Source organism: Cupriavidus sp. OV096, from assembly GCF_900115455.1.
Classification (GTDB): Bacteria; Pseudomonadota; Gammaproteobacteria; order Burkholderiales; family Burkholderiaceae; genus Cupriavidus.
Window position 1 is genome coordinate 137,715 of record NZ_FOWM01000004.1, and the last position, 24,009, is coordinate 161,723.

Genomic DNA, 24,009 nt, shown 5'->3' on the forward strand with positions numbered 1-24,009 from the left:
GCATTTTCAGGAAACAGCGATGGTGACATCACGGCTAAGCGGCTAACGTAGGCCAACGGTGTTCACACAGATCGCATATGCAAACAAATATTCCGCTGGAGGTTGAGACAGACCATCCGAGCCACCTCGGCACCCATCCCGCCGAGATGGAGGCTGCCCTGCTCAGGAATCGGTACTGCAAGACCATGGCCGAGTTCTTCGAAGCACCGGCCACCGTATCGCTATCGCGCGTGGCGCGGGCGATGTACCGACTGGGCCGGGTTCGCCAATGGCAGGCCATCAATGCCACCGCGCGCGGTGCGCCCGCGCCGAATACGGCCAGCCTGCGGTCCGGCGTGCTCGAAAGCCTGGCCGGCTCGCACGCCATGGTCGTGCACCGCAAGCACTGGTACGGCACCCACTATAACAAGACCGATCTGTCCGATCTGGCGCTCCAGGTGGCGATGCTGCTTGCGCTCGACTGGCGCGATCTGGCGGCGTTCGCGCTGCGGGAATGGTTTGGCGAGCACTCCGAACTCGACAATCTCTACCAGCCCACGCTGAGCGGCGTCACCGGCATGATCATCCGGGTGGCCGGGCAGGCGCTCGATGTCGAGGTGCCCGGGGCCGCGTTCCGCCCCACGGAATCGCCGCTTGCCGATATGGCCTTGCACTGGCGCGACAACGAAACCGCGTTCGTGGAACTGGCGCTACAACTGGCCGACCGCCATCTCGCGCAAAGCCACGGCCATTCGCCCACGGCACTCGCGGACTTCGACCAGCCCATCGAACAGGCCGTGCCGGTGGAACTGCTGATGCTGCTGCGCCTGCGCGGCTATGCGGCCACGCCGCGCTGGCTGGCCGTCCATCCGGCGCTGGCGCATCCGGCCGCGGTGCTGTGCACGGCGGCCTCCCCGGTGCCCTCGCAGCGCTGCGAACAGTTCGTCATGCAGATGGTCCGCCTCCTGCCCGAGTACCAGGCATTGCGCACGGCCCTCGCGGCGCAGCAGGCCAGCCTGCGCGCCAATCGTCCCCGATAGCTCTCCCCCTCACCCGCCGGCCGCCACGCGCCGGCGGGGCCTTGACCACGCCAGCATGACCTGTTCGGAGACAACGTTATGACCTTGATGGCCAATCGCATCGCCGTCGCAGACGACCACCCTCTCATCCTCAAGGCATTGCATGACTGCCTCGCCGCCACGCCTGGGTTCGAGGTGATCTGCGCATGCGCAAACGGCGGCGCGTTGATCCATGCGCTGGCCGATGCCGAACTCGACATCATCGTGACAGACTTCGCCATGGGGCAGGCAGACCGCAGTGTCGACGGCTTCAACCTGCTGCGGCAGCTCATCGCGCGCCATCCCGACGCCCGCATCGTGGTGATCAGCGGCCAGATGAACCCGGGCATCGTGGCCCGTGCCATGCACCTCGGCGTGCGCGCGTTCGTCAGCAAGCAGGATGAACTCGACGAGGTGGTCCAGGCCTGCGTGCACGTGACCACCACGGACGAGTGCTTCTATTCCTCGACCATCCGCACGCTGCTGAACGCCTCCGGCGCCATGAAGAAGGCAGTCCACGACCTGACCCTGCGCGAGACGGAAGTGGTGCGCCTCTACGTCCAGGGCTTGCAGTTACAGGAGATCGCCACCCGGGTCGGGCGGTCGATCAGCACCGTCTCATCGCAGAAATCCACGGCCATGGACAAGCTCGGGGTCAAGAAGAACACCGACCTGATCCGCTACGCCTACGAACACGGTGTGATCTAGGCGCCGCGCCCTGCCGCGCGTTCCTGCAGGAACGCGATCAGCGTGGCCACGGCGCGCGTCTGGTAGCGCGCCGGCATGTAGAGCAGGTACATGGTGGTCCGGAGGAAAGATAAATCCTCCGGCGGCAGCGGCAGGCGCAGCAGCGCCCCCGTGGCGAGGTCCTGATCCACCATGTAGTGCGGCACCAGTCCCACCCCCAGCCCCTGGAGGATGGCATCGCGCAGGAAGAAGAAGTTCGCCGACATCAGCCTGGGCCGAATGTCGAGCTGCCGGCTTGCCGGGCCCGGCCTCCCCGCCGCGTGCAGCTTCTGGCCCGTCAGCTCCGAGGTGATCAGCGGCAGGTCCTTGAATTGCTCGAGGGTCTGCGGCATGCCGTAGGTGCGCACCAGATCCGGCGTCGCGCAGGCCACATATTCGACGTCGCCCAGGCTGCAGGCCACGGCGTTGGTGGGCGCGTCGCCCATCACGCGGACGGAGAAGTCCACCGCGCCCTTGATCAGGTCGTCGATGTCGTTGTCGAACACCACGTTCAGCGTGATGGCCGGATACAGGTTCATGAACGCGATGAACCACGCGGACATGGTGTGCTGGCCGAAGCCGCTCGGCACGCTGAGCCGGACCGTGCCGCTCAACCGCTTCCCCAGACTCTGGACCGACTCCTGCGCCGCCATCACTTCGTGGCGGATGGCCCGGGCATGCTCATACAACTGCCAGCCGAGTTCCGTCGGTTCCAGCTGCCGCGTGCTGCGTCGCAGCAATTCCGCGCCAATCTGCCGCTCGAAGTGGTTGAGGCGCTTGCTGACGTTGGCGCGGCTCATGCCGAGTTGCGCCGCGGCGCGGCTGAGATTGCCGGCCTCGATGATGTCCACGAGCAGGGACAGCCCGTTCAGGTCCATTGTCAACTTTCCGTAGTCATATGCGTTGCGGATTGGTAGCAATTGTCAAGCATACGGAACATATAGACAATGCGCTGACAGGAGACACAGACAATGGAATTACAGAATCAGGCCGCGCCGTTGCCGTTGGCAGGCGTGCGCATCCTTGACCTCTCGCGCGTACTGGCCGGGCCGATGTGTGCGATGGCGCTGGCAGACCTCGGCGCCGATGTCATCAAGGTCGAGCACCCCGCGCGCGGCGACGACACCCGAGACTGGGGCGTGCGGATCGGCACGCGCAATACCTCCTATTTCAATAGCGCCAACCGCAACAAGCGCTCGGTCACCCTGGACTTGCAGAGCGAAGAGGGCGTGCAGCTGGCGCGCCAGCTGGCCGCGCGCAGCGACGTGGTGATCCAGAACTTCAAGGTCGGTGGCGCCGAAAAGCTGGGCCTTGGCTACGAACAGCTCAGCGCGGACAATCCGGGCCTCGTCTATTGCTCGATCTCCGGCTACGCGCGCTTCACGCCGGAGGCCGAGCGTCCCGGCTACGACCTCGTGGTGCAGGGCGAAGCCGGCGTAATGGCCACCAACGGCGAGGCCGGGCAAGGTCCGCTGAAGTTTGGCGTCGCGGCCGTGGACATGTTCACCGGCATGTACGCCGGGCAGGCGATCCTGGCGGCGCTGTTCGCGCGCCACGCCACCGGACGCGGACGCCATGTGCAGATGGCCCTCTATGACTGCGGGCTGATGATCACGTCGTACTACGGCATGGAAGCGCTGCTCAAGGCCGGCGATCCGCCGAAGTTCGGCAACGCCCATCCGTCCATCGTTCCTTACGGCGTCTTCGAGGCCGCCGACGGCCCGCTCGTGATCACCGTGGGTAACAACGGCCAGTTCCAGCGATTCTGCCGCGAAGTCATCGGTCGTCCCGAATGGGCGGAAGATCCGCGATTTGCGACGAACACGACGCGCTCGGCCCATCGCGACACCCTACTGGCCGCACTGCGCGAGACCCTGCGGCGCTTCACCCGGGCCGAATTGCTGCAACGGCTGACCGCCGCGCAGATTCCGTGCGGCGAGGTGCTGGGCATGCTCGACGCGCTACAGTCCCAACGCACCGCCGACGCGGGGCTGCTGCACCATTTCCACGACACCGAGGCCGGCGCGCAGGCCGTGCTGGCCCCGCCCTATGCGATGGATGGCCAACGCCTGCCCGTGCGGCGCCCGCCGCCCCATATGGGCGAGCACACCACGGAAATCTTCAAGGAAGTGCTACAACTCGACGACAACGCTATCGCGGGCCTGCGATCCCGAGGCGTGATCTGATCCCGATATTTCGATTCAAAACTGGAGACAAAACCCATGACCAAGCTGCGACTCAGCCGCCGCCAGATCCTCAAGGCCGGCGCCGCGGCCTCCCTGGCATCGATGATGCCCGCCGTGCTCGCCAAGACCGGCTGGCCGGAGAAGTTCATCAAGATGACCGTCGCGTTCCCGGCGGGCGGCCCCACGGACACCGCCGCCCGGATCGTGGCCCAGAAGCTGTCGGAGCGGCTCGGGCAGCAGGTCATCATCGAGAACAAGCCGGGTGCGTCGGGTTCCATCGGCACGGCCAGCTTTATCAAGAGCCCGGCCGATGGCTACAGCCTGTCGATGTTCGGCATGCCGGCCCTGCTGGCACCGCTGATGTACAAGAACAACGCCTATGACGTGAAGAAGGACTTCCTGTCCGTGGCCACGGTCTATGTGCTGCCGATGGCCATCGTCATCAATCCCGCCGTGGTGCCCGGCGTGGAGACCCTGCCGGACCTGATCCGCTTCGCCAAGGCCAGCAAGACGCCGCTGAACTACACCAGCTCGGGCACCGGCAGCTTCGGGCACCTGGCCATGGAGCAGCTCAAGGACCTGGGCGGCTTCGACATGCAGCACGTGCCGTACCGCGGCAGTGCGCCGGCCGTTGCGGACCTGCTGGGCGGACAGGTGGGCATCATGTTCGCCGACGTAGTGGCCGCCCTGCCCCACATCCGCGCCGGCAAGCTCAAGGCGATCGCCCTGAGTTCGCCCAATGCCAAGGTACTGCTGACCGGCGTGAAGACGGTGTCCGAACAGGGCTTCCCGGGCTTCGACTTCGACTCCTGGGGCGGCCTGATCGCGCCGCTGGAGACGCCGCAGGCCATTGTGGACCGCATTGCCCGCGAGACCCGCGACATCGTCACCAGCGACAAGGAACTGCAGCAGAAGCTGGTAAGTGCCGGCGCCATCGCCTCGTTCCAGGACGGCAAGCAGATGCAGGCACGCCTGAACAAGGACTACGACCGCTGGAGCGCCATCGTCAAGGCGAAAAACATCACTGCCATGTAAGGCGAATTAAGCTGGCATCGCCCCGCCATCCACGGCCTCCGGGGAAAGCTGCTCGGCGTTTCGGATCCCGAACGGGATATGGACGCATGGCAGGGTCCCGGCGGCCGGTTCCAGATGCAGGCGCTGGTCGTCGAAAAAAATGTGCGGCTGGAGCACTTCCAGGACGAGCCGCTTCTCCACCCCGCCCAGAAAGAACGCCTCGTTGACCGAGATGCCCCAGTGGCGCATGGTGTTGACCACGCGTTCATGCGCCGGCGCGTTGCGCGCGGTGACGATCGCCACGCTCAACTTCTGCTTGTACTGCGGGTCCCGCTGCACGCGCTCGCTCTCGAGCGCCTGGATCACCGCCAGTTTCTTCAGGAACGGCGCCAGGGGTCCCGGATTGTGGGGGATGTCGATGTGTTTCTGCTCGTGCTGAAGGAATGCGTCGAGCTGGCCGTTGTGGAAAACGGCCTCGGCCGCATCGTCGGCAATCACCCCGTCAAAGTCGAAGGCCAGCCGTAGCTCGTCAGACTCCGTATCGGCGGGCAAGGTGCCAGCCAGAACCTGGCCGGCCGCATGCCCAGCCAGGATCGCCTGGCGGACATCGGTCTGATTTGCGGAAAGGAACAGGCTGATGTTCAGGGCTTCGATATAGCGCTGCGGCGCGCCGCCCTGCAGAAACAGGGCACGACTGATATCCAGCCCATGAGCCTTGATCGACTCCATCACCCGCATGCCGGTGTCGGGATCATTCCTGGAGAGCAGGATCACCTCCACCAGCGGATCACCCGGACGCAGTTCGTTGAGCGATAGCAGTCGTCGAATGAAGGGAAATGCCACGCCCGGGCGCAACGGCACGTGCTGGTGCTTGCGTTGGTAGTCGCGGTAGGCTTCCTCGCCGTCGCCGCGGAAAATCTTGTCGGACTCGTCGAGATCGAACAGCGCACTCGACGCGAGCCCCAGTACCAGCCGGTTGGTCAGATCGTAAGGCATAGGTGATTGTTGCTCGCAAGGGGTCAGGCCCCGCCGTGAAATCGAAAGATGCTAAGTCTATCCGGACAGCAAGCGCCATCAGTGCGAGGAGACGTACTCAGCGTCATGGAACACCGGGGGGACCGCAAACCCATCTCGCATTCGCTTCGCCTCCGCCGCCGGGGTCAAGCCAAAAAGTCTTCTAAATTCTCTGCTGAATTGTGATGGACTTGTGTAGCCCACGGCACGGCCAGCCGCTTCTGCGGTCAGATCTTGACGCACCATTAGCAGGCGAGCCTGATGCAGGCGCGTCGACTTTAGATACTGCATGGGTGACGTCTGCGTGATCTCCTTGAAATGGCTGTGGAAGGTAGGAATACTCATGCCGGCTTCCAGTGCGAGTTGCGACAGGTCGAGCGGTTCCGCGTAATCGGCGTGAATGCGGCGCAGCGCCCGGCCAATCTTTCCATACTGACCTTTCATCGCAAGCGCCTCTCGCATGGCGCTTCCCTGCTCCCCGGTGAGTACCCGGAAATACAGTTCTCGCAGCAGACCGGGACCCAACACGGCTGCCTCGAGCGGTCGGTTCATCGCCTCCAGGAAGCGCAATACCGATGCGCGCATGTCCGCATCCATTGGACTTGACATCATGGCCTGCGGTGGCTGCGCGCGCTCGGCCACCGACTGCCGGTCGATTTGCAGCATCAACTCGGCGGCGACCGCAAAATCCAGGTGCAAATACATCGCGAGAAGGGGATGCGCCGGCGTCGCGTCCGTCTCCATATCGAATGGAACGGGAACTGAGACGGCGAGGTAGTGCTGCGCGTCGTAGACATAGCGCTTGTCACCGAAGTAACCACGCTTGCGGCCCTGGCAAACGATGACAATTCCCGGATCGTAAAGAACCGGAGTACGCGACAAGGCGCGATCGGAGCGCAGTATTCGGACCCCGGGGAGCGCAGTGAGGTTGTATCCCTCGTTGTGCGCCAATGCGCCGAGCAGATCGACCAATCGTCGTTGCCCGCCGTCTGACGAAGACGGATGATTACCCGTATCACTCTTCGAATACATAGTTTTAGGCAAGAAAAACAGGAGATTGGCGCTTATATCACTGATTTCTGCAGAATAACATGCGCTCTCCAGTCTACCGAACGGAGAAGCTCAAATGGCATCCAGCAAACGCTTGCTCATTACCGGCGTCAGCAGCGGCTTTGGTCGTGCGCTCGCTCAAGAGGCGCTAGCGGCCGGCCACCGCGTGGTCGGCACGGTGAGAAGCGCGCAAGCGAAGCAAGACTTCGAAGCGCTATCCATCGACAGGGCTTTCGCCCGCATACTCGACGTGACCGAATTCGACGCCATCGACGGCGTCGTTGCGGAGATCGAATCGAACGTCGGCCCCATCGATGTCCTCGTCAACAACGCGGGCTACGGGCATGAGGGCATTCTGGAAGAGTCGCCTTTGTCCGAAATGCGCCGACAGTTCGACGTGAACGTGTTCGGCGCAGTCGCCATGATGAAGGCCGTGCTGCCTTTCATGCGTGAACGCCGGCGCGGTCATGTTCTTAACATTACGTCTATGGGCGGCTACATCACGATGCCCGGTATTGCTTACTACTGTGGGAGCAAGTTTGCTCTGGAAGGCATCTCGGACGCGCTTGCCAAGGAACTGCAGCCCTTCGGTATTGCGGTTACCGCTGTCGCGCCGGGCTCATTTCGCACCGACTGGGCGGGTCGATCGATGACCCGCACGCCACGCTCAATCCCCGACTACGACGCTATCTTCGAACCGGTTCGCGAGGCACGTATCGAGAAGAGCGGAAAGCAGTTGGGAGATCCCGCAAAGGCAGCGCGTGCGATGCTCGCCGTGATCGATGCAGATCAGCCGCCCGCGCATCTTCTGCTTGGTAGCGACGCACTCCAACTCGTGCGAAGCAAGCTGTCTGCTGCAGCAAGCGAACTCTGCGCCTGGGAACACGTCACAGTGTCGACCGACGGTTGAGCGGCCTTGAACGGGTCAACTCAATTCCTTGCCAGATATTCGCCAGTGCGGCTCGTCGCCACGCTGGTGATATCGGTGGGGCGGCCGCTAGCCACGACGCGGCCGCCCTGCTCTCCGGCGCCCGGACCCATGTCGATCACCCAATCCGCCTGGGCCACGACACGCATGTCGTGCTCGACAACGACCACGGTATTGCCCGCATCCACCAGCTCCTGTAGTTGCAGGAGCAGGCGGTCCACATCGGCCGGATGCAGTCCGTTGGTGGGTTCGTCCAGCACGTAGAGCGTGTCGCCGCGCTGGGCGCGCTGCAGTTCGGTGGCCAGTTTGATCCGCTGTGCCTCGCCACCCGACAGCTCGGTGGCCGGCTGCCCCAATCGAAGGTATCCCAATCCGATGTCCTGCAACGCCTTCAGCGATCGCATCACCGAAGGCTCATCCGCAAAGACTTCGCATGCCGCATCGACGGTCAGGTCGAGGATCTCGGCAATATTCCGGCCTTGCCAGGTGATTTCCAGCGTCTGCGCCTGATAGCGCGTGCCGTGGCAGGCGGTACACGGCGCATACACACTCGGCAGGAACAGCAGCTCCACGCTGACGAAGCCCTCGCCTTCACATGTGGGGCAACGGCCTTGGGCGACGTTGAAGGAAAAGCGTCCCGGCGTATAGCGCCGCTTGCGCGCGGCGGGGGTGTCGGCAAACAGCTTGCGGACATGATCGAACAGCCCGGTATAGGTAGCGAGGTTCGATCGCGGGGTGCGGCCAATGGGTTTCTGGTCGACGCGCACCAGACGGCGCACCGCCTCCAGGTCGCCCGCCACGCGCCCACTTGTCGGCGTATCCGTCACCGCGAACAGTGGATCGCGCTCCTCGTCGGCATCGCTATCGTTGGCGCGGCCAAGATGCCGGTTCACCAGCTCCGGCAGGGCCTGACTGATCAGGCTCGACTTCCCCGATCCCGAGACACCCGTCACCGCCACGAAGCACCCCAGTGGTATCGCCGCATCGATCTTGTGGAGATTGTTGCGGGCGACATGCACGAGCTTGAGCCACCCAGCGGGTTCGCGGGGTTCTCGCAGCGGCACCTGTTGCTCGCCAAACAGATACGCTGCGGTACGCGATGCCTGCACCGCGGCAAGCCCGTCGAGCGGCCCGCTGTAGAGCACGTGGCCGCCGCCCTCGCCAGCGGCCGGCCCCACGTCTACGATCCAGTCCGCGTGACGCATGGTCTGTGTGTCATGTTCGACCACGAACAGCGAGTTGCCGGCGGCCTTCAATCGTCGCAACGCCACCAGCAGCGCTTCGCCATCGGCGGGATGCAGCCCGGCCGAGGGCTCGTCGAGCACATAGACCACGCCGAACAGTTGGGAAGATAGCTGCGTGGCCAGCCGCAGCCGTTGCAATTCGCCCGATGACAGCGTCGGCGTGCTGCGGTCCAGCGACAGATACCCGAGCCCGAGATCGATGAGCGTGGAAACCCGCTCCATCAGCTCTTCCGCGATGCGCTGCGCGGCCAGCCGCTTTTCGTCGGAGAGGTTGGGCGTGCGTCGCACGTCGGGCGCCGCCTTGTGTGCGGATCCCCCTGCCGCCACGCGCCGCGCCGTGGCGGCGCGCATCGCCTTCGTGCTCAGCACCGCGCCGGAGATTGCCTCGGGGCTCGCCCACTCGCCGTGCGCAATCGGCCGCATGATCTCCGCCACGCGGGCAAGCGGAAGGTTCGCGAACGTGCCGATGTCCATGCCCGCAAACGTCACCGATAGCGCTTCCTTCTTGAGCCGCTTGCCGTGACAGGCCGGGCATTCGCGTCCAATCATGTATTGCGAAACGCGCTTCTTCATCAGCGCGCTCTGCGTCGTGGCGAAGGTCTGCAGAACATAGCGACGGGCGCCCGTGAACGTGCCCTGATAGCTCGGCTCCATCTTGCGCTTGAGCGCGGCGCGCACCTCCTTGGGCGTGAATCCTGCGTACACCGGCACCGTGGGCTGTTCTTCGGTGAACAGGATCCAGTCACGGTCCTTCTTCGGCAGCTCGCGCCACGGCTTGTCCACGTCGTAACCGAGCGTCACCAGGATGTCGCGCAGGTTCTGCCCGTGCCATGCGGGCGGCCACGCCGCGATGGCGCGCTCGCGTATCGACAAGGTATCGTCGGGCACCATCGACTGCTCGGTCACATCATAGATGCGCCCCAGACCATGGCACGTGGGGCAGGCGCCCTCCACCGTGTTGGGCGAGAAGTCCTCGGCGTACAGCATCGGCTGCCGGGACGGATAAGTGCCCGCGCGCGAATAGAGCATGCGGACAAGACTCCCCAGCGTGGCGACGCTTCCAACCGTGGAACGTGCATTCGGCGTACCGCGCTGCTGCTGGAGCGCGACGGCGGGCGGCAGCCCTTCGATCGCATCCACCTCCGGCACGCCAACCTGCTCGATCAGCCGTCTGGCATAGGGGGCCACCGACTCGAAGTAGCGCCGCTGCGCTTCCGCGTAAAGCGTACCGAATGCCAGGGAGGACTTGCCGGACCCCGAGACCCCGGTAAATACGACCAGCGCGTTGCGTGGGATATCGACATCGACGTTCTTGAGGTTGTGCTCACGGGCCCCGCGCACGCGGACGAAGTTGTCCGCCGCGTGACCGGACGCGGCCGGAAACGTGTCGTCGGGTGTCAGTGGGTGCCGGCGGTATTCATCCTTCATGCGATTTGTCTGTCTGAAAGCGGCGCCCTTGCAGAAATTTCCGACTGAATCTTCATCTTTCCTGCGGATCCGAGAGGGCGCTTGGCGATGGTCTCAACAAGGCAGGAAACATGCCAAATCGGTGGAGTGAAGAGACCGCCGCAAAGACGCCTGCTCGACATCTACTGCGGCCTGCCCCTACTCCTCGTCCATTTCGGCAAATCTCTCGACCAAAAACTCGATCAATGCGCGTACGGCTGGCAAAACGCCGCGCCGGGACGGGAATACGACGTGAAGCAGTTCGGCGCGAGGTGCCCAGTCCGGCAGGAGCCGTACCAGCTGCCCCGCGTTCAACTGCTCACGTACCATCATCACCGGCAGCTGGCCGATACCGACACCTGCCAGTGCTGCGGCTCGCAGTGCAATCATATCGCCTGTCACCAGGCGCGGGCGATGTCGCACCACCGCCTGCGCCCCATCCGGACCAAACAGCGTCCAGGCGTATTCCGCCTGCGTTGCGCCCAGTGCAAGGCTTGGCAGGTCGGCGAGATCAGCCGGCGCGCGTGGCAGCTCGCGCTGCCCTTCTACCAGGGCGCTACTGGCCACCAGACATTGCCTGCGTTCCGCCAGCACGCGGATGACAAGGTCGCTGTCTTGCAATGGCGCCGGCCTGACGCGGATGGAAACATCCACAGCATCGCCGACCGGATCCACGCGCCGATTGGTCGCTTCCAGATGCACGATCACCTGCGGGTGCGCGGCCATGAACCTGGCCAGCATGTCGCCGACGTGCGCGTGCAGCAATGCCACCGGACAGGTCACCCTGACGGTACCGCGCGGCTCGGCGCGCGTCAGCTCCACGGCTTCCTGTGCAGCCTCGGCCTCCATCAGCATCGCCTTGCAATGCTCGTAGTAGGTGCGGCCAATCTCGGTCATGGTGAAGCGGCGCGTCGAGCGCTGGATCAGCCGAACGCCGAGTCGTTCCTCCAGGACGGCGATGCGCCGGCTAAGCCGGGACTTGGGCATTCCCAGTGCGCGGCCAGCCGGCGCGAATCCGCCGTGCTCAACCGCCTGCACATAGAAGTAGAGGTCATTTAGGTCCTGCACGCCACTTCCTTCTCCCTTCATCGTTCACCAGATAGGACTATGACGTCCAATCTAGCACTCTAGTGCGTCCCGCGTCCCAATCCTATGCTTTCTCCATCCGACGAATGGTCGCGAGCGGCCAGACCTTCCCCACGGTGCGATGCCACCGCCCCTTACCCAGGAGACCCATCATGTCCCAACCCGCCAACTTCAACGGCAAGCGACCTGTCATCGACCCGGACGACTCGGCGATGCTGCTGATCGATCATCAGAGCGGTCTCTTCCAGACCGTAGGCGATATGCCCATGCCGGAACTGCGCCAGCGCGCCGCCGCCCTGGCAAAGATGGCGACGCTGTGCAAACTGCCGGTCATTACTACGGCTTCCGTGCCACAAGGGCCCAATGGCCCGCTGATTCCGGAGATTCACGAGAACGCACCGCACGCGAAGTACGTCGCGCGCAAAGGCGAAATCAATGCATGGGACAACCCCGAATTCGTCGCCGCCGTGGAAGCGACAGGCAAGAAAACCCTGATCATCGCCGGCACCATCACGAGTGTGTGCATGGCGTTCCCGTCCATCAGCGCCGTGGCTGACGGGTACCGGGTTTTCGCCGTAGTGGATGCTTCCGGCACCTACTCGAAGATGGCGCAGGAAATCACGCTGGCCCGCGTGGTGCAGGCCGGTGTGGTACCGATGGATACCGCCGGCGTGGCCTCCGAACTGCAACGCACGTGGCATCGCGATGACGCGCAGCAATGGGCGGAGATCTACACGAAGATCTTCCCGGCCTACCAGTTGCTGATTGAAAGCTACGCGAAGGCGCAAGACGTGCAGAAGAAGGGCGAGGCGCTGGACTCCGCGCGCTAAGCGTCGGAACCGGCATGGGCCTGGCGGCCCTGCCGGTTCCTTGATCGCAGGGGTGGTCAATGTCACGCATGTCGATAAGAGCGTCCGCGCCGCCGGTGGTACTGGCCTGCGTTCTCGCGGGCATGTCGTCCAATGGATGCGCCCAGCCGTCACCGCCCCCATACAATTTTCTTCGCTACGACGAGGATTACAGCTATCTGCGAGATCCGGCGCGCCGTAGCGACCCCTGGGACCCGATCAAGTATCGGCCGCTCGGTTCACCGGACATCTATCTGAGCCTGGGCGGAGAGATTCGAGAGCGCTTCGAATCCTACTCGGCGCCGAACTTCGGCGTGCCGGGCCCGTCGGCGGACGGCTACCTGTTGCATCGCCTCCTCCTCCATGCCAACGTGCATGCTGGCGACTATCTGCGCGCATTCGTGCAACTCGGCAATCATCTGGCGCCGGGCAAGGAAGTCGCCATACCGCCTTACGAAGACCGGGTGGACGTGCAACAGGCGTTTGTCGATGTGCATGTGCCGAAGGCAGGCAGCACGATGGACACCGCCTTGCTGCGGGTCGGGCGTCAGGAGATGGCATTCGGCGCGCAACGGCTGGTGTCGGTGCGGGATGCGCCAAACGTCCGGCGCGCCTTCGATGGTGTCCGCGTGGGTGGTGCTACAAACAGCGGTGTGAAGATCGATGCGTTTGCCACGCGGCCGGTGCTGCTGAAGGCGGGCGATTTCGACGATCGGCCCAATCAGTCGCAGGCCTTTTGGGGCGTCTACTCGACCTTCCCCAAAACCTTTGTGCCGTCATCGGGCATCGACGTCTACTACCTTGGCTTCGAGAACAACCACGCGCTGTACAGCATCGGAACCGGCGTGGAGCGACGGCATTCCGTTGGTGGGCGGGTCTTTGGCACGCACGGTCAGTGGGACTGGGATTGGGAAGCCCTGGGACAGTTTGGCAGTTTTGGCGCGCAGGACTTGCTTGCCTGGGGCTTCTCCACCGACACCGGCTATGGATTTTCCGTCGCCGACTGGAAGGCGCGTGCGGGCATCAAGGCCACCATCGGCAGTGGTGATACCAATCCGCGCGACGGAAAGCTGGGCACGTATGGCGGCCTGTTTCCAAAACTCGCGTACTTCAATCAGGCAGGACTACTGGGTGCATCGAATGTCATGGACCTACAGCCGTCCCTGACGCTAAAGCCGATTCCGCGACTCAAGCTGACCCTGTCCTGGGACTTTATCTGGCGACAGACGACCAACGATGCCGTCTACACGAGCGTGGCCACGCCCATTCCCGGCACGGCGGGTCGCGCCGGGCGCTACACGGGCAGCCAACTTGCCTTTGACGTGTACTGGCAGGTGGACCGGCACATTGTCATGAATGCCGGCCTGGTGCATGTCGACGTGGCAAAAGTCCTCAGCGCCGTGGGCGGCCACAATACAAACTTCGTCTACCTGTCGGCGGCGTACACGTTCTGAACCGTCTGATGGCCCCGCTGCGGGGTCAATGCGACTTTGCCTTGTGTTCCAGATGATCGAAAGCGACGTCCTCCACGCGGGAGACCTTGTTTGCCAGTCGGAACTGGAACCAGAAGAGGGCAACTACCGCCAACATCGCAAGGCCGCCAAGTGCAAATCTGAGCCACATCTTTATCCTCGATTGATATCGTACGGTGACAAATCAAGCGTATGCGGACTCAGATACAAGCTGCATCAAGATGGCGTCGAGCGCGATAAAAATCCTGTTAAGTTTGTCTCAATGCATCAACAAGCCGCGACAGAGCACCGAAACGCCGCTGATGCAGAGAAGGACCAAGAGCGCGCGACGCACCGCGTCGGGCGAGATCCGACGACGCAGGCGAGAACCTATCGCCAGGCCGACGAGGCCGAATGGCAGGGCGAACACGGCACTGCGCAGCAGATCACTCTGAAACAGCAATCCGCTGTATGCAAATGCTGTCAGGCGCACCAGCGCACTCACCATGATGACAGCCGCGATGGTCGAGCGAAACTCGTCGATCCGCGGAAGTCGCCGGGACAGGTACATGGTGTAGACCGGACCTCCGGTGCCGAACAATGCGCTGAACACACCGCCCACGACGCCGGCCGGCACTGACCACCCCCTCGCCGCCTCTTCCTCCCGATGCGCGCCGCCAAGGAGCGTCCGCCCCGTCATGATGAGCACAAAGAGTCCCAACCCGACAAGCAGCCAGCGGGACTCGACCTTGGCCAGTACGGTCGTACCGAGCGCCACGCCCACCATCATGAACGGGATCAGGCGGGACAGCTCTTGACGAGACACAGCGCTCCAGTTGCGCAGGCCAACCATTGTGGTCGTCACAAGATCGAGCAGAAGCAGCAGCGGCACCACGAACTGCAGCGGGATGAACTGCACCAGGATCGGCACGGCGACCATCGCCGCACCGAAGCCGGTGAGTCCGAACACCGTGTAGGCGCCAACCACTGTTGCCCCGAGGGCTGCGTAATGTTCAGTGCCCATGCCCTGTGCCCGTCCTAGTTGGCGGAGATCTTTCGCTTTGTCACCAGCGGCTTCCAGCGCCCCGATTCCTGGGCAATCTCCTCGGGAAGACGACCTTTCGGCGTGATCGTCCTGGCCATGCCTTGCGCGGCCAGATAGCGCTGCATGCCCGGTTCTGCAGCGGCGCGCTCCAGGTCGGCATACATTTTCGCCGTCAACGCCTTTGGCGTGCCGGCCGGCGCCATCAGCGCGAACCAGCCATAGAACGTAAAGCCCTCCAGCCCCGCCTCCGCGACAGTCGGCACGTCAGGAAGCAGCGCGGACCGTTCGTTGCCCGTCACGGCAAGCGCGCGAAGGCGGCCGCCCTTGAGGAGCGGGGAGATGGCATTGATGTTCCCCACTGTCATGTCTACCGTGCCCGCCATCAGGTCCGCATAGGCCGGTCCTTCGCCCTTGTACGGCACATGCACGACGTCGATGCCGGCAGCGTCGGCAAACGCTTCACTGGCGATATGCACCTGGCTACCGTTGCCTGCCGACGCGAAGGTCAATTTGCCCGGGTTGGCCTTTGCATAAGCGATGAGCTCGGTCATCGTTTTCGCCGGAATCTTCGTGTTGACCGTTACCACCATCGGCCCACTGGCGATCTTGCTGATCATCTCGAAGCTTTCAGCCGAGTAGGGAAGCTTCTGATAGATGAACGGGTTGACCGTGAACATGCTGCCGGAGGCGAGCAGCAGCGTGTAGCCATCCGGCACGGATTTGGCTACGGCTTCCGCGCCCACGGCACCGCCTGCACCCGGGCGGTTGTCCACGACAACGGGCTGCTTCCATTGCTTGCCCAGTTCCACGGCCACCGCACGTGCAAGCAGATCGGTCGCGCCGCCCGCGGCAAACGGCACTACCAGACGAATCGGCTTGCCCGGCCATTCCTCCGCGTGAGCCGGCACCATGGCTAGCGGAGCAATCGCAAACGCAAACATGGCTGCCGCGGTCGATGTGTTGTATCGCCTGGCGTCCGCATCGCCGCACAGCTCTTTCACAACGGGATGCTGACGTATCCGGCTCAACCCGTGCCGCCCTCGTCCAAACCAATGCCAGATGGCCTTGCCAGTGCTTGCTGCGTTCATCGTTGTCTCCTTTGTGTGGCGTCGCTTTCGTATGCGACTTTCGTATACGTCCTTACCGCATGCGTCAGCCCTTCTGCACCAGCTTCGGGCGGCCGTCGTCCGGTGTGCTGGCGGGTGTCGTGACAGCGGTCAATGCGTCCAGCAGCAACCTCGACAGATGCGCACGGGGGTTGTCGCGCGGCACCAGAATCCCGATGCGACGCATCAGCGGCGGCGAGCCGAACGGAATGGTGCGAATCGACGCCGGAAATTCGTTCTCGACGCCACGGGCCGGCACCACTGACGATCCCAGGCCGTTGGCGACCATCGCGATGACGCCTTCGAGCGTGTCGATCTCCATGGTCGAGCGGACGGCGATCTGTCGTCGCACCATTTCTTCCTGAACGAGCAGGCCCACGCGCGCCGTGCGATTGAATCGCACATAAGGCGTGGTTTCCAGCACACCCTTGTCCGAATCGCCGCGCGTAGTGGCGTGGGTGATCACGACAAACTCTTCGTTGAAGAAAGGCATGAACTGCAGGTCCAGGCGTGGAACCTCCGGCTCGGTGACAACGGCGACATCGAGTTGCCGCCGGTGCACCGCCCGTTCCAGATCGTGTGTCAGGCCCGTGGTCAGGTGAATGTCGATGCGATGACCCTGCTGGTGCAGGCGCTTCAAGGCCAGCGGCAACACCCCGGAGACGCAGGTGTGAACCGAGCCGAGCTTGAGCACACCGCCAGCCGCATCGCGCTTGAGGGCCGCGCTCATGCTCTCCCAGTGGGTCAGCAGGTCTCGGGCGCGGTTTGTGAAGGCGAGGCCGGCATCCGTCAACACCGGCGGCCTGCGGCTACGATCGAAGATCGTGATGCCCAACTCTTCTTCGAGCGAGCGCATTTGCATGCTGACGGCCGATACCGTCAGGCCGATAGCATTGCCGGCCTCCGCGAAGCTGCCCCGGTCGGCGATGGCTACCAGCGTGTAGAGCGTCTTGACGTCCATGTCGAACTCTAGATGCCCAGCAGGCGGCGGGCGTTGCCACCCATCACCTTTTCGAGGTTCTCGGGACGGATCGGCAATGTTTCGAACCACTGCTTGTAGTCCCGTACCGGGCAGAATGGGAACGAGCTTGCGTACAGCATGCGGTCTGCGAGGAAGGAATCCGCGGCCTTGACGTATTCCTCCCAGCCTGGCATCCGCGAGAAGTACATGTCCGGCGAAAGGTACATATTCGGGCGGCGGAACGCGATATGCAGGATCTCGGTCACCCAGGGCCAGCCGCCGTGCGCAACGACGACCTTCAGCTTAGGGAAGTCCGCCAGCACGCGATCAGTGCGCACGGGGTCGGAGTAGCTCAAGTCCGGGCCGGCTGTTCCGCCTACCATCATGATCACCGGCACCTCCAGATCCTCGCAGTGCGCGTAGATCGGATAGAGGCGTCGATCGTCCGCGTACATGGGAACCGGGTAGGAGCCGGGCTCGATATTGATGGCCTTGAACCCGTGGGCGACCGCGTCCGAAATGGTCTTGCACGCCGCCACGCGGTTCGTCGGATCGATCGAGGCGGCACCGATGAAGCGCTCCGGATAGTCGCCCACGATGCGTGCGACGTCTTCATTGGAGACGCTTCCCAGCGTGCCGGCAAGGCGACCGACCACCACGCCCTTGTCGACCCCGCCTTCGTCCATCTCCTTGAGCAGCAGTTCCATGGACTGTCGTTGCGCTGCGGGGGAAGGCTCGAAGCCAACCGTCCGGGTAAAGCCGTCGCGCCGCTCGCCGGCCGAGTACATCAACGTGTCGAGAAAGCCGCCGACCGGCGGGCGGAGTCTGAAATCAATGATCATGTCGTCTTCCTGGCTGGTTGGATGCGGGAATGGCCTTACATCACCTCGTTCTTGCGATCGTCGGTCTCGCCGTACCTGTGCAGCGCCGGCGGCTTGAGGCCGGCGTAGAGCTTGTCGATCCCGGCGTTGATGACCTCCGCGTGCTGCGCAAACAGCGAATTGCCTTCCAGGTCGCTCTCGACGATAAACGGACCGAAGTTCTCGACGTCGAACATCCACATCGCCTGTGCAATGCCGAGTTCATCCAGCCAGAACACGTCCTGCACACGCTTGATGCCGCGCCCAAGCAGCGCGCCCGTGCCATAGCCGACGGTTGTGAGGTAGATCGCCCCGCCGGGCGCCAGCACGCGCTTGTAGTCGTCGGCGGGCATGCCACCCTTGCCGATAAAGATGCGGCACCCCGTCTTCTCCATCCACTTGGGAATCCATTTGGAGAAGCGGAAGCTTGCCGTCGCGGTCACCGCGCCTACGTTGTAGCCGCCGTCCTCGTTGGGCGCCGCAGCCGGTGAACAGTGGAAGTTCACGTTGCTGAGCCCGCGCAGTTCCACCGGTGCCTCCACGCCCTCATCGAGCACCTTCTTGTAGATGCCTTCCCGGGCGGTATAGACCAGGCCGGTCAAGTAGACGGCCGAGCCCAGCTCAAGTCTTGCGAGGTCTTCCGTCGTGGCTGGCAGATTGATGTGGAAGACCTTCAGTTCATCGTCTTGGGGGCTTACCATTCGACCGTCTCCCTGCGCAGGTATGGGGTGAACCACTGGGGGTCCGTGCGATATTCGATGTTGCCGTCCGAGTGAATCCGGGCCGTTGCCCGCCGCGACGACAGGCAGAACGTGTGGAGGCTGATCGGCATCCCGCCCGTGTGGGTGTGGCCTACCTCGATATGGCAGTCCACCACCATCGACGAGCCCACGAAGCCCATGGCACCCATGCCGATCGAGTTGCCCAGCGTCATCAGTTCGCGCTCGAGTTCGGCGATCTTGGGATCGGGATTGCGGTCGCCCACCACGCGCAGGCAGGCCGCCTGCTTGCCAAGCTGCATGCAGGTATCCTTCGAGCCGCCCAGGCCGATGCCGACGATGGCGGGCTGGCATGCCAGCCCGCGCTTGCCGAAGGCAATCAGCGTATCGAGCACGAATCGCTTGATACCGTCGATGCCGTCGCCGGGGAACAGCATCCGGTAGTCGGTGCCGAACAGCCCGCCCTTGTGCACGGTCGTGATGTCGACCCAGTCGGCGTCGGGCTCGAACGACCACTCGATCTCCGGCGCATTGATGCCGACGTTATTGTTGTTGTCCGTGCGCCAGAGCGGGTGCACGCGATTGGGCCGCAGCGGCACCGCCAGCGTGGCATCGGCCGTGGCCTTGCGCAGCGCGCGCTCGACCGCGACGAAGCCGCGCTGCACCGAAGCGTTGTTGCCAACCTTGACGTAGTAGCGTGGGAGCCCGGTATCGGCACACATGGGGCGCCGGTCCTGGTCCGCCGCTTCCCAGTTGTCCTGCATGGCGTGGATCACGAAGCGCGGCAGCTTGCCGGTCTCGGTCTTCTGCAACGCCTGGATGCCTTGCTTGTAGTCCTTGGGGATCTCGATCGCCGCGCGTTTCATGATCTCGAACGCGGCTTCCTCGACCCGATCGATGGAGATGGTCATCGTAGCGGTCCTCTATGCAGCAACTTTTGGGGGTTGACCGGCCTCACCGGTAATCAGGGACGTGCCTGGCGTCACGATGTCGAACTTCACCGGCACCATATCCAGACGAATATCGTCGCCGTCCGCGGTCACTCGGGTGTAGCGGCTGCCGTGCAAATCGCCGGGCTCCGGGAAGTCCTCGCGGAAGTGGGCGCCCCGGCTGTTCTCGCGCGCCAATGCGGAAACGGTGATCACGCGGGACATGTCCACGAGGCTCTGCAGATTGAGCCAGTCATGCCAGGTGACGTTGTAGCGGCGGTCGCCATCCGGAACGCCCATGGCCAGCAGCGCCGCGTTGTGCGAAGCGATGGAATCCAGTCCCCGGCGCATCGCCGCCTCGTGACGCAGTACGCCGACGTCGTCCCACATCGTCTGGGCGAGCGTATCGCGCAACTCGTGAATGGCGCCGGGAGCCTTCGAGAACGGATACTCGGCACGCTCGATACCGCGCAGGATGACGCGCTTGTCCGGCTCCTTCCAATGCTGCACACCGGTGGCATACGCAGCCATCGAATCGCCGGCGATGCCGCCGAATACCGTCGAGTTCGCCACGCCATTGCCGCCCAGGCGATTGGCGCCGTGCACGCCGCCGCAATCCTCCCCGGCCGCAAACAGTCCCGGCGAAGCCGTGCTGCAATCCACATCGAACTCCACGCCGCCCATCAGATAATGAGCGGTGGGCACCACCTCCACGCGACCGCCGGCCAGGTCAAAGCCACAATCCTTGCAGCGGTTGACCATGCCGGGGAACGTCTTGGCCACCTTCTCGGGTCCAAGGTGGCTCATCTGGATGTAGATCCCACCCATCGGGCCGGTCCGGCCTGCGCGCATTTCGGCGTAGATGCCCCGGCTGACCACGTCGCGCGTCGCGCGCTCGCCGCGTGCGTCATAGTTGGTCATGAAACGGTCACCGTTGCCATTGACCAGCCAACCGCCGGCACCGCGCAGGCCCTCTTCGAGCACCGTGCCGGTCATGCGGGTATCCGGGCCTCCCAGCAGTCCCGTCGGGTGGAACTGCACCATCTCCATGTCGCGCAGGCTCAGCCCGTAGCGCATGGCCATCGCCAGGCCGTCGCAGGTCTTGTCGCCGGATGGCGTGTGGTAGCGGTACATCGTCGGGCCCGCCCCCGTGGCCAGCAGCACCGCCTTGGCCTGTACGAAGCGGTAGGTGCCGCGCCGCATGTCGATGAACAGCACGCCGGCGATGCCGGAGCCATCGGCGGCCGGGATCAGCTCGATGGCGCGGTGCTCCTCCAGCTCTTCCACATCCAGGGCCCGCACCTGTTCCATCAGGCGATTGATGATCTCGATGCCGGTCAGGTCCGCCTTGTGGACGGTGCGGTCAAAGCTCTGGCCCGCGAAAGCCTTCTGGTGCAGCGTGCCGTCGGGGTTGCGGTCAAAGAAGCAGCCGATCTCGTTCTCGAGTTCCCGCACGCGCTCGACCGCGCCTTCGACCAGCCGCCAGGCCAGATCCTGGCGCGGCAGCCATTTGCCGCCCTCGATGGTGTCCATGAAATGGCGTTCGACCGAATCGCCTGTGGACAGCGCCACGTTGTATCCGCCCTGCACCATCCGCGTGCAACCGCACTTGCCGAGCAGGCCCTTCACCGCCACGGAAACCTTGAGCGCAGGATTGGCCTTCTTGGCATGCAGGGCGGCAAACAGCCCTGCCCCGCCCGTGCCAAGAATCAGGATGTCCGTCTTGTGGTTCTCGATCTGCATTTCAAATAACCCCCAGGGCAAAGATCACGCCGACGCACAGCGACAGCACACCACCCCAACTGATCCACGACAGGCGCGCGTCTCGGGTGGTACTCCATGGCAGGAGTTCAAGCGCCAGCAGTCGCAGGCCAAAGCACATGTGGATGGACAACAGCAGCACCAGGCCCCATTCGCCGAACTTGACGGCGCCCATGTCGGCGAATTTCAGGAACGCGTCCATACGCGCCTGTTGCTCCAGCGCGAGTCCAAGGACATAGAAGTGCGCGGGCAGGAAGACGCCAAGCGCCAGCCCCGACAGGCGGTGACCAAGGAAGGCCCAGTAGGCGCGGTGGTTTCTCGGAGACTTCATGACAGCAGGCCTCCCACTGCGGCAACCGCGCGCAGGCCCATCGACAGCAGCAACAGGCCGAAGAGGAAGCAGCACACCGACGCGGCGCCGCGGCTCAGGCGCGCCCATTCGATCAGGATGTTGCGCAGCCCGATCGGCACGTGCACCGCCACGCTGATCACGAACAGGGAATAGAACGGAATCCAGAAAAGACTGCCCTGCGTGCGCGCGAGAATCTCGGCGGCGGTCAGGCCGCCTCGCACTGCATAGAGGATGATCCCCAGATGTACCAGCACGAACGGCGCCATGACCATCGCGCTGAGGCGCTGAAGGGCGAACAGACGCTGCTCCATGATCAGTCCCCTCCCTTCAGGAATTGCAGCAGGGCATTCTTCTTCAGACCGGCAATGCTTCCCGTCGGGCTCAGGCTGACCGGGCAGTGCGTCATGCAATTGCCCTGCGTATGGCAGGAATTGCAGCCGCTGCCGGAAGTCGCCTTCTTCAGCACGTCCTTGGGGTCCGCATGACGTTCGTCGTTGAAGAGGGTCCATGCGCGATTCAACGCGGCGGGACCGAGGTACTCCTTGTCCCATGCCACCACGTCGCAGGACGCATAGCAAACGCCGCAGTTGATGCATTCGATGGCAGCGTCGGCCATCTTTCGCTTCTTGCTGGTCGGGGATACCGCGGCCGGGGGCTCATGGCGCGTCGCGGTGCCCACGAAGGTGCTGCCGGCCTTCTTCCATTTGTCGAAGAACTCCGACATGTCGACCACGAGGTCCTTGATGCGCGGCATGTTGCGCAACGGCTCGATGACGATCACGCCATCCTCTTCTACGCGGCTGACGTGGGTGCGGCATGTCCAGCGCGGCTTGCCGTTCACCGTCATCGCGCAGGATCCGCATACCCCAACCCGGCACGCGAAGCGGTAGGACAGGGTTGGTTCGATACGCCGCTGCACTTCGGTCACCACGTCGAGAACGGTCTGGTTCTCGCGCCATGGCACCTCATAGGTCGTGAAATTGCCGTCCTCGGTGCCGCGGGCAATACGTACCTTCAGCGTGCGTTGCGCGGGCTTTGTCGCCTCCATCACTTTTCCCCTGAGTCTTTTGTGGGTGGGTGTTGAAGCGAGTTTAAGTAATCGATATTTCTGAATCAATATTAAATAACTTGATATTTTTTGAACTAAAAGGCCAAAAGCGCCTTGTAGTCGACGTATTGCGCGACGCGCGTCAGATCAGGGTTGGGCGCGTTGAGGTAAACCCTTGCGCGAAGGACTCTCGCAAGTACTCCACGAAGACTTGCGAGACCCGCGAGGCATGCGCGGAGTAGGGGCGGATGGCGTAGAGCCAATCCCCGAAGGCACCCGCTGAACGCCATTCCGGCAGGACCTCGACGAGCCGTCCGGTTTCCAGCGCCGATTGGGCGCTGAAGTCCGGAAGCAGCGCGATGCCCAGGCCTTCGATTGCGGCATCGCGCAAGGCTTCGCTGTTATTCACGGACAAGGGACCCGTCACCGGCACCGTCACGGGATCGGCATGTCGGACATTGCGCTCCGCCACCGCAGGAACAAAGGTCCATGTGGCCGCGCCCTGCAGCCGTGGATAGTGAAGGCATGCATGGCCCATCAAGGCTTGCGGCGTCTCCGGCGTCCCCCTGCTCCGCAGGTACGCACGGCTTGCCACCAGCACCGAGCGCGTGGCCGCGAGGGTCCATGCGACGTGGGTCTCCGGCGGGGTCGATGTATGCCTGACGGCGATGTCAAAGCCCTCCTGCGCCAGCGGCCGCAATCGATCCGACATATCCAACTCAAGCTGGATCTGCGGATAACGGCGCAGGAAATCGGGCAGACGAGGTATCAGTTGTTGCCTGGCAAAAGCCACTGGCGCCGTCACGCGAAGAAACCCCCTGGGTGCGCCCGCCAGGTCGCGCACCTGGGCGTAGCCCGTTGCGATCTGCTCGAACGCGCCACGCATGGACTCGACCATTTGCCGCCCCGCATCCGTCAACGAAGCGCTGCGGGTAGTCCGCTGCACCAGGGTAATGCCGGCGGCCTTCTCGAGATCCGTAATGTGCTGGCTCATCGAGGCCTTGCTGACGCCAAGGCGTGCGGCAGCTTTGCTGAAACTGCCTTGCTGATGCAGCACCACAAGCCAATGCAGGTGCTCCCAAAGGTCCTCCACGTGGTCCTTGCGCATCCAGACACTCCTTAATCGGCACTTTTTTGATGGGACCTTTTCGTATCTATAACATGGCAGTGGCTAAATTTCCTGAACAATATGTTCGGC

Annotated in this window: 23 protein-coding genes; 7 read left to right on the forward strand and 16 right to left on the reverse strand. The window is 63.6% G+C overall.

From position 1 onward, the window contains the following. Positions 1-77 precede the first annotated feature (77 nt). Both BM115_RS10840 and BM115_RS10845 read left to right on the forward strand, forming a co-directional pair. Positions 78-1,019 carry a hypothetical protein gene (locus BM115_RS10840; protein WP_143093876.1) on the forward strand — a complete coding sequence of 314 codons (942 nt, stop codon included), beginning with the start codon at positions 78-80 and terminating at the stop codon, positions 1,017-1,019. 78 nt (positions 1,020-1,097) lie between these two features. After that, positions 1,098-1,745, forward strand: a complete 648-nt coding sequence (locus BM115_RS10845) for a response regulator (RefSeq protein ID WP_092293547.1) — start codon at positions 1,098-1,100, stop codon at positions 1,743-1,745. Here the strand turns inward: BM115_RS10845 and BM115_RS10850 are convergent. After that, positions 1,742-2,641: a LysR family transcriptional regulator gene (locus BM115_RS10850; protein WP_092293549.1), complete on the reverse strand. Its 900-nt coding sequence runs from the start codon at positions 2,639-2,641 to the stop codon at positions 1,742-1,744. The two genes, BM115_RS10845 and BM115_RS10850, sit on opposite strands and share 4 nt — an antisense overlap. 93 nt (positions 2,642-2,734) lie before the next feature. Between BM115_RS10850 and BM115_RS10855 the strand changes: the two genes are divergently transcribed. Continuing rightward, positions 2,735-3,949: a CaiB/BaiF CoA transferase family protein gene (locus BM115_RS10855; RefSeq protein ID WP_092293551.1), complete on the forward strand. Its 1,215-nt coding sequence runs from the start codon at positions 2,735-2,737 to the stop codon at positions 3,947-3,949. Positions 3,950-3,985: 36 nt separating this feature from the next. Next, positions 3,986-4,984, forward strand: a complete 999-nt coding sequence (locus BM115_RS10860; protein ID WP_092293553.1) for a Bug family tripartite tricarboxylate transporter substrate binding protein — start codon at positions 3,986-3,988, stop codon at positions 4,982-4,984. Positions 4,985-4,990: 6 nt separating this feature from the next. Here the strand turns inward: BM115_RS10860 and BM115_RS10865 are convergent, their stop codons facing one another. After that, a complete protein-coding gene (locus BM115_RS10865; protein WP_092293555.1) occupies positions 4,991-5,959 on the reverse strand; it encodes a 5'-nucleotidase in 969 nt (322 codons plus the stop codon). Positions 5,960-6,037: 78 nt separating this feature from the next. Further along, positions 6,038-7,009 (reverse strand): AraC family transcriptional regulator, encoded by a 972-nt coding sequence (locus BM115_RS10870; RefSeq protein ID WP_092293557.1) that lies wholly within the window; start codon positions 7,007-7,009, stop codon positions 6,038-6,040. Positions 7,010-7,103: 94 nt separating this feature from the next. Between BM115_RS10870 and BM115_RS10875 the strand changes: the two genes are divergently transcribed. After that, complete coding sequence (locus BM115_RS10875; protein ID WP_092293559.1) at positions 7,104-7,937, forward strand: oxidoreductase; 834 nt, start codon at positions 7,104-7,106, stop codon at positions 7,935-7,937. Between the two features lie 20 nt (positions 7,938-7,957). Here BM115_RS10875 and BM115_RS10880 read toward each other — a convergent pair whose 3' ends face one another. Next, complete coding sequence (locus tag BM115_RS10880) at positions 7,958-10,627, reverse strand: excinuclease ABC subunit UvrA (RefSeq protein WP_092293561.1); 2,670 nt, start codon at positions 10,625-10,627, stop codon at positions 7,958-7,960. A gap of 177 nt (positions 10,628-10,804) precedes the next feature. Further along, positions 10,805-11,713 (reverse strand): LysR family transcriptional regulator, encoded by a 909-nt coding sequence (locus tag BM115_RS10885; RefSeq protein ID WP_092293563.1) that lies wholly within the window; start codon positions 11,711-11,713, stop codon positions 10,805-10,807. Positions 11,714-11,883: 170 nt separating this feature from the next. Between BM115_RS10885 and BM115_RS10890 the strand changes: the two genes are divergently transcribed. Both BM115_RS10890 and BM115_RS10895 read left to right on the forward strand, forming a co-directional pair. After that, the gene (locus BM115_RS10890; RefSeq protein ID WP_092293565.1) at positions 11,884-12,561 is read left to right on the forward strand and encodes a hydrolase; all 678 of its coding nucleotides are present in this window, start codon (positions 11,884-11,886) and stop codon (positions 12,559-12,561) included. Positions 12,562-12,620: 59 nt separating this feature from the next. Continuing rightward, on the forward strand, positions 12,621-14,033 hold the full coding sequence (locus tag BM115_RS10895; protein ID WP_092293567.1) for an alginate export family protein: 1,413 nt from the start codon (positions 12,621-12,623) through the stop codon (positions 14,031-14,033). Between the two features lie 277 nt (positions 14,034-14,310). Here BM115_RS10895 and BM115_RS10900 read toward each other — a convergent pair whose 3' ends face one another. The 11 genes from BM115_RS10900 to BM115_RS10950 form a co-directional block, all read right to left on the reverse strand. Next, positions 14,311-15,054, reverse strand: coding sequence for a sulfite exporter TauE/SafE family protein (locus tag BM115_RS10900; protein WP_092293569.1), 744 nt, complete (start codon positions 15,052-15,054; stop codon positions 14,311-14,313). 14 nt (positions 15,055-15,068) lie between these two features. Further along, the gene (locus BM115_RS10905) at positions 15,069-16,163 is read right to left on the reverse strand and encodes a Bug family tripartite tricarboxylate transporter substrate binding protein (protein ID WP_092293571.1); all 1,095 of its coding nucleotides are present in this window, start codon (positions 16,161-16,163) and stop codon (positions 15,069-15,071) included. 64 nt (positions 16,164-16,227) lie between these two features. Then, a complete protein-coding gene (locus BM115_RS10910) occupies positions 16,228-17,142 on the reverse strand; it encodes a LysR family transcriptional regulator (protein WP_092293573.1) in 915 nt (304 codons plus the stop codon). Between the two features lie 8 nt (positions 17,143-17,150). Continuing rightward, positions 17,151-17,984: an amidohydrolase family protein gene (locus BM115_RS10915; protein ID WP_092293575.1), complete on the reverse strand. Its 834-nt coding sequence runs from the start codon at positions 17,982-17,984 to the stop codon at positions 17,151-17,153. 35 nt (positions 17,985-18,019) lie between these two features. Further along, the gene (locus tag BM115_RS10920) at positions 18,020-18,703 is read right to left on the reverse strand and encodes a fumarate hydratase C-terminal domain-containing protein (protein WP_092293577.1); all 684 of its coding nucleotides are present in this window, start codon (positions 18,701-18,703) and stop codon (positions 18,020-18,022) included. Beyond that, a complete protein-coding gene (locus tag BM115_RS10925) occupies positions 18,697-19,632 on the reverse strand; it encodes a fumarate hydratase (RefSeq protein WP_092293579.1) in 936 nt (311 codons plus the stop codon). Before BM115_RS10925 ends, BM115_RS10920 begins: the two co-directional genes overlap by 7 nt. Positions 19,633-19,644: 12 nt before the next feature. After that, positions 19,645-21,393, reverse strand: coding sequence for an L-aspartate oxidase (locus BM115_RS10930; protein ID WP_092293581.1), 1,749 nt, complete (start codon positions 21,391-21,393; stop codon positions 19,645-19,647). 1 nt (position 21,394) lies between these two features. Continuing rightward, complete coding sequence (locus tag BM115_RS10935) at positions 21,395-21,742, reverse strand: succinate dehydrogenase/fumarate reductase transmembrane subunit (protein WP_092293583.1); 348 nt, start codon at positions 21,740-21,742, stop codon at positions 21,395-21,397. Further along, positions 21,739-22,074: a succinate dehydrogenase gene (locus tag BM115_RS10940; protein WP_092293585.1), complete on the reverse strand. Its 336-nt coding sequence runs from the start codon at positions 22,072-22,074 to the stop codon at positions 21,739-21,741. The genes BM115_RS10935 and BM115_RS10940 overlap by 4 nt, the downstream gene beginning before the upstream one ends. Positions 22,075-22,076: 2 nt before the next feature. Then, positions 22,077-22,811: a succinate dehydrogenase/fumarate reductase iron-sulfur subunit gene (locus tag BM115_RS10945; RefSeq protein WP_092293587.1), complete on the reverse strand. Its 735-nt coding sequence runs from the start codon at positions 22,809-22,811 to the stop codon at positions 22,077-22,079. Between the two features lie 142 nt (positions 22,812-22,953). Beyond that, positions 22,954-23,919, reverse strand: coding sequence for a LysR family transcriptional regulator (locus tag BM115_RS10950; protein ID WP_092293589.1), 966 nt, complete (start codon positions 23,917-23,919; stop codon positions 22,954-22,956). Between the last annotated feature and the right edge of the window lie 90 nt (positions 23,920-24,009).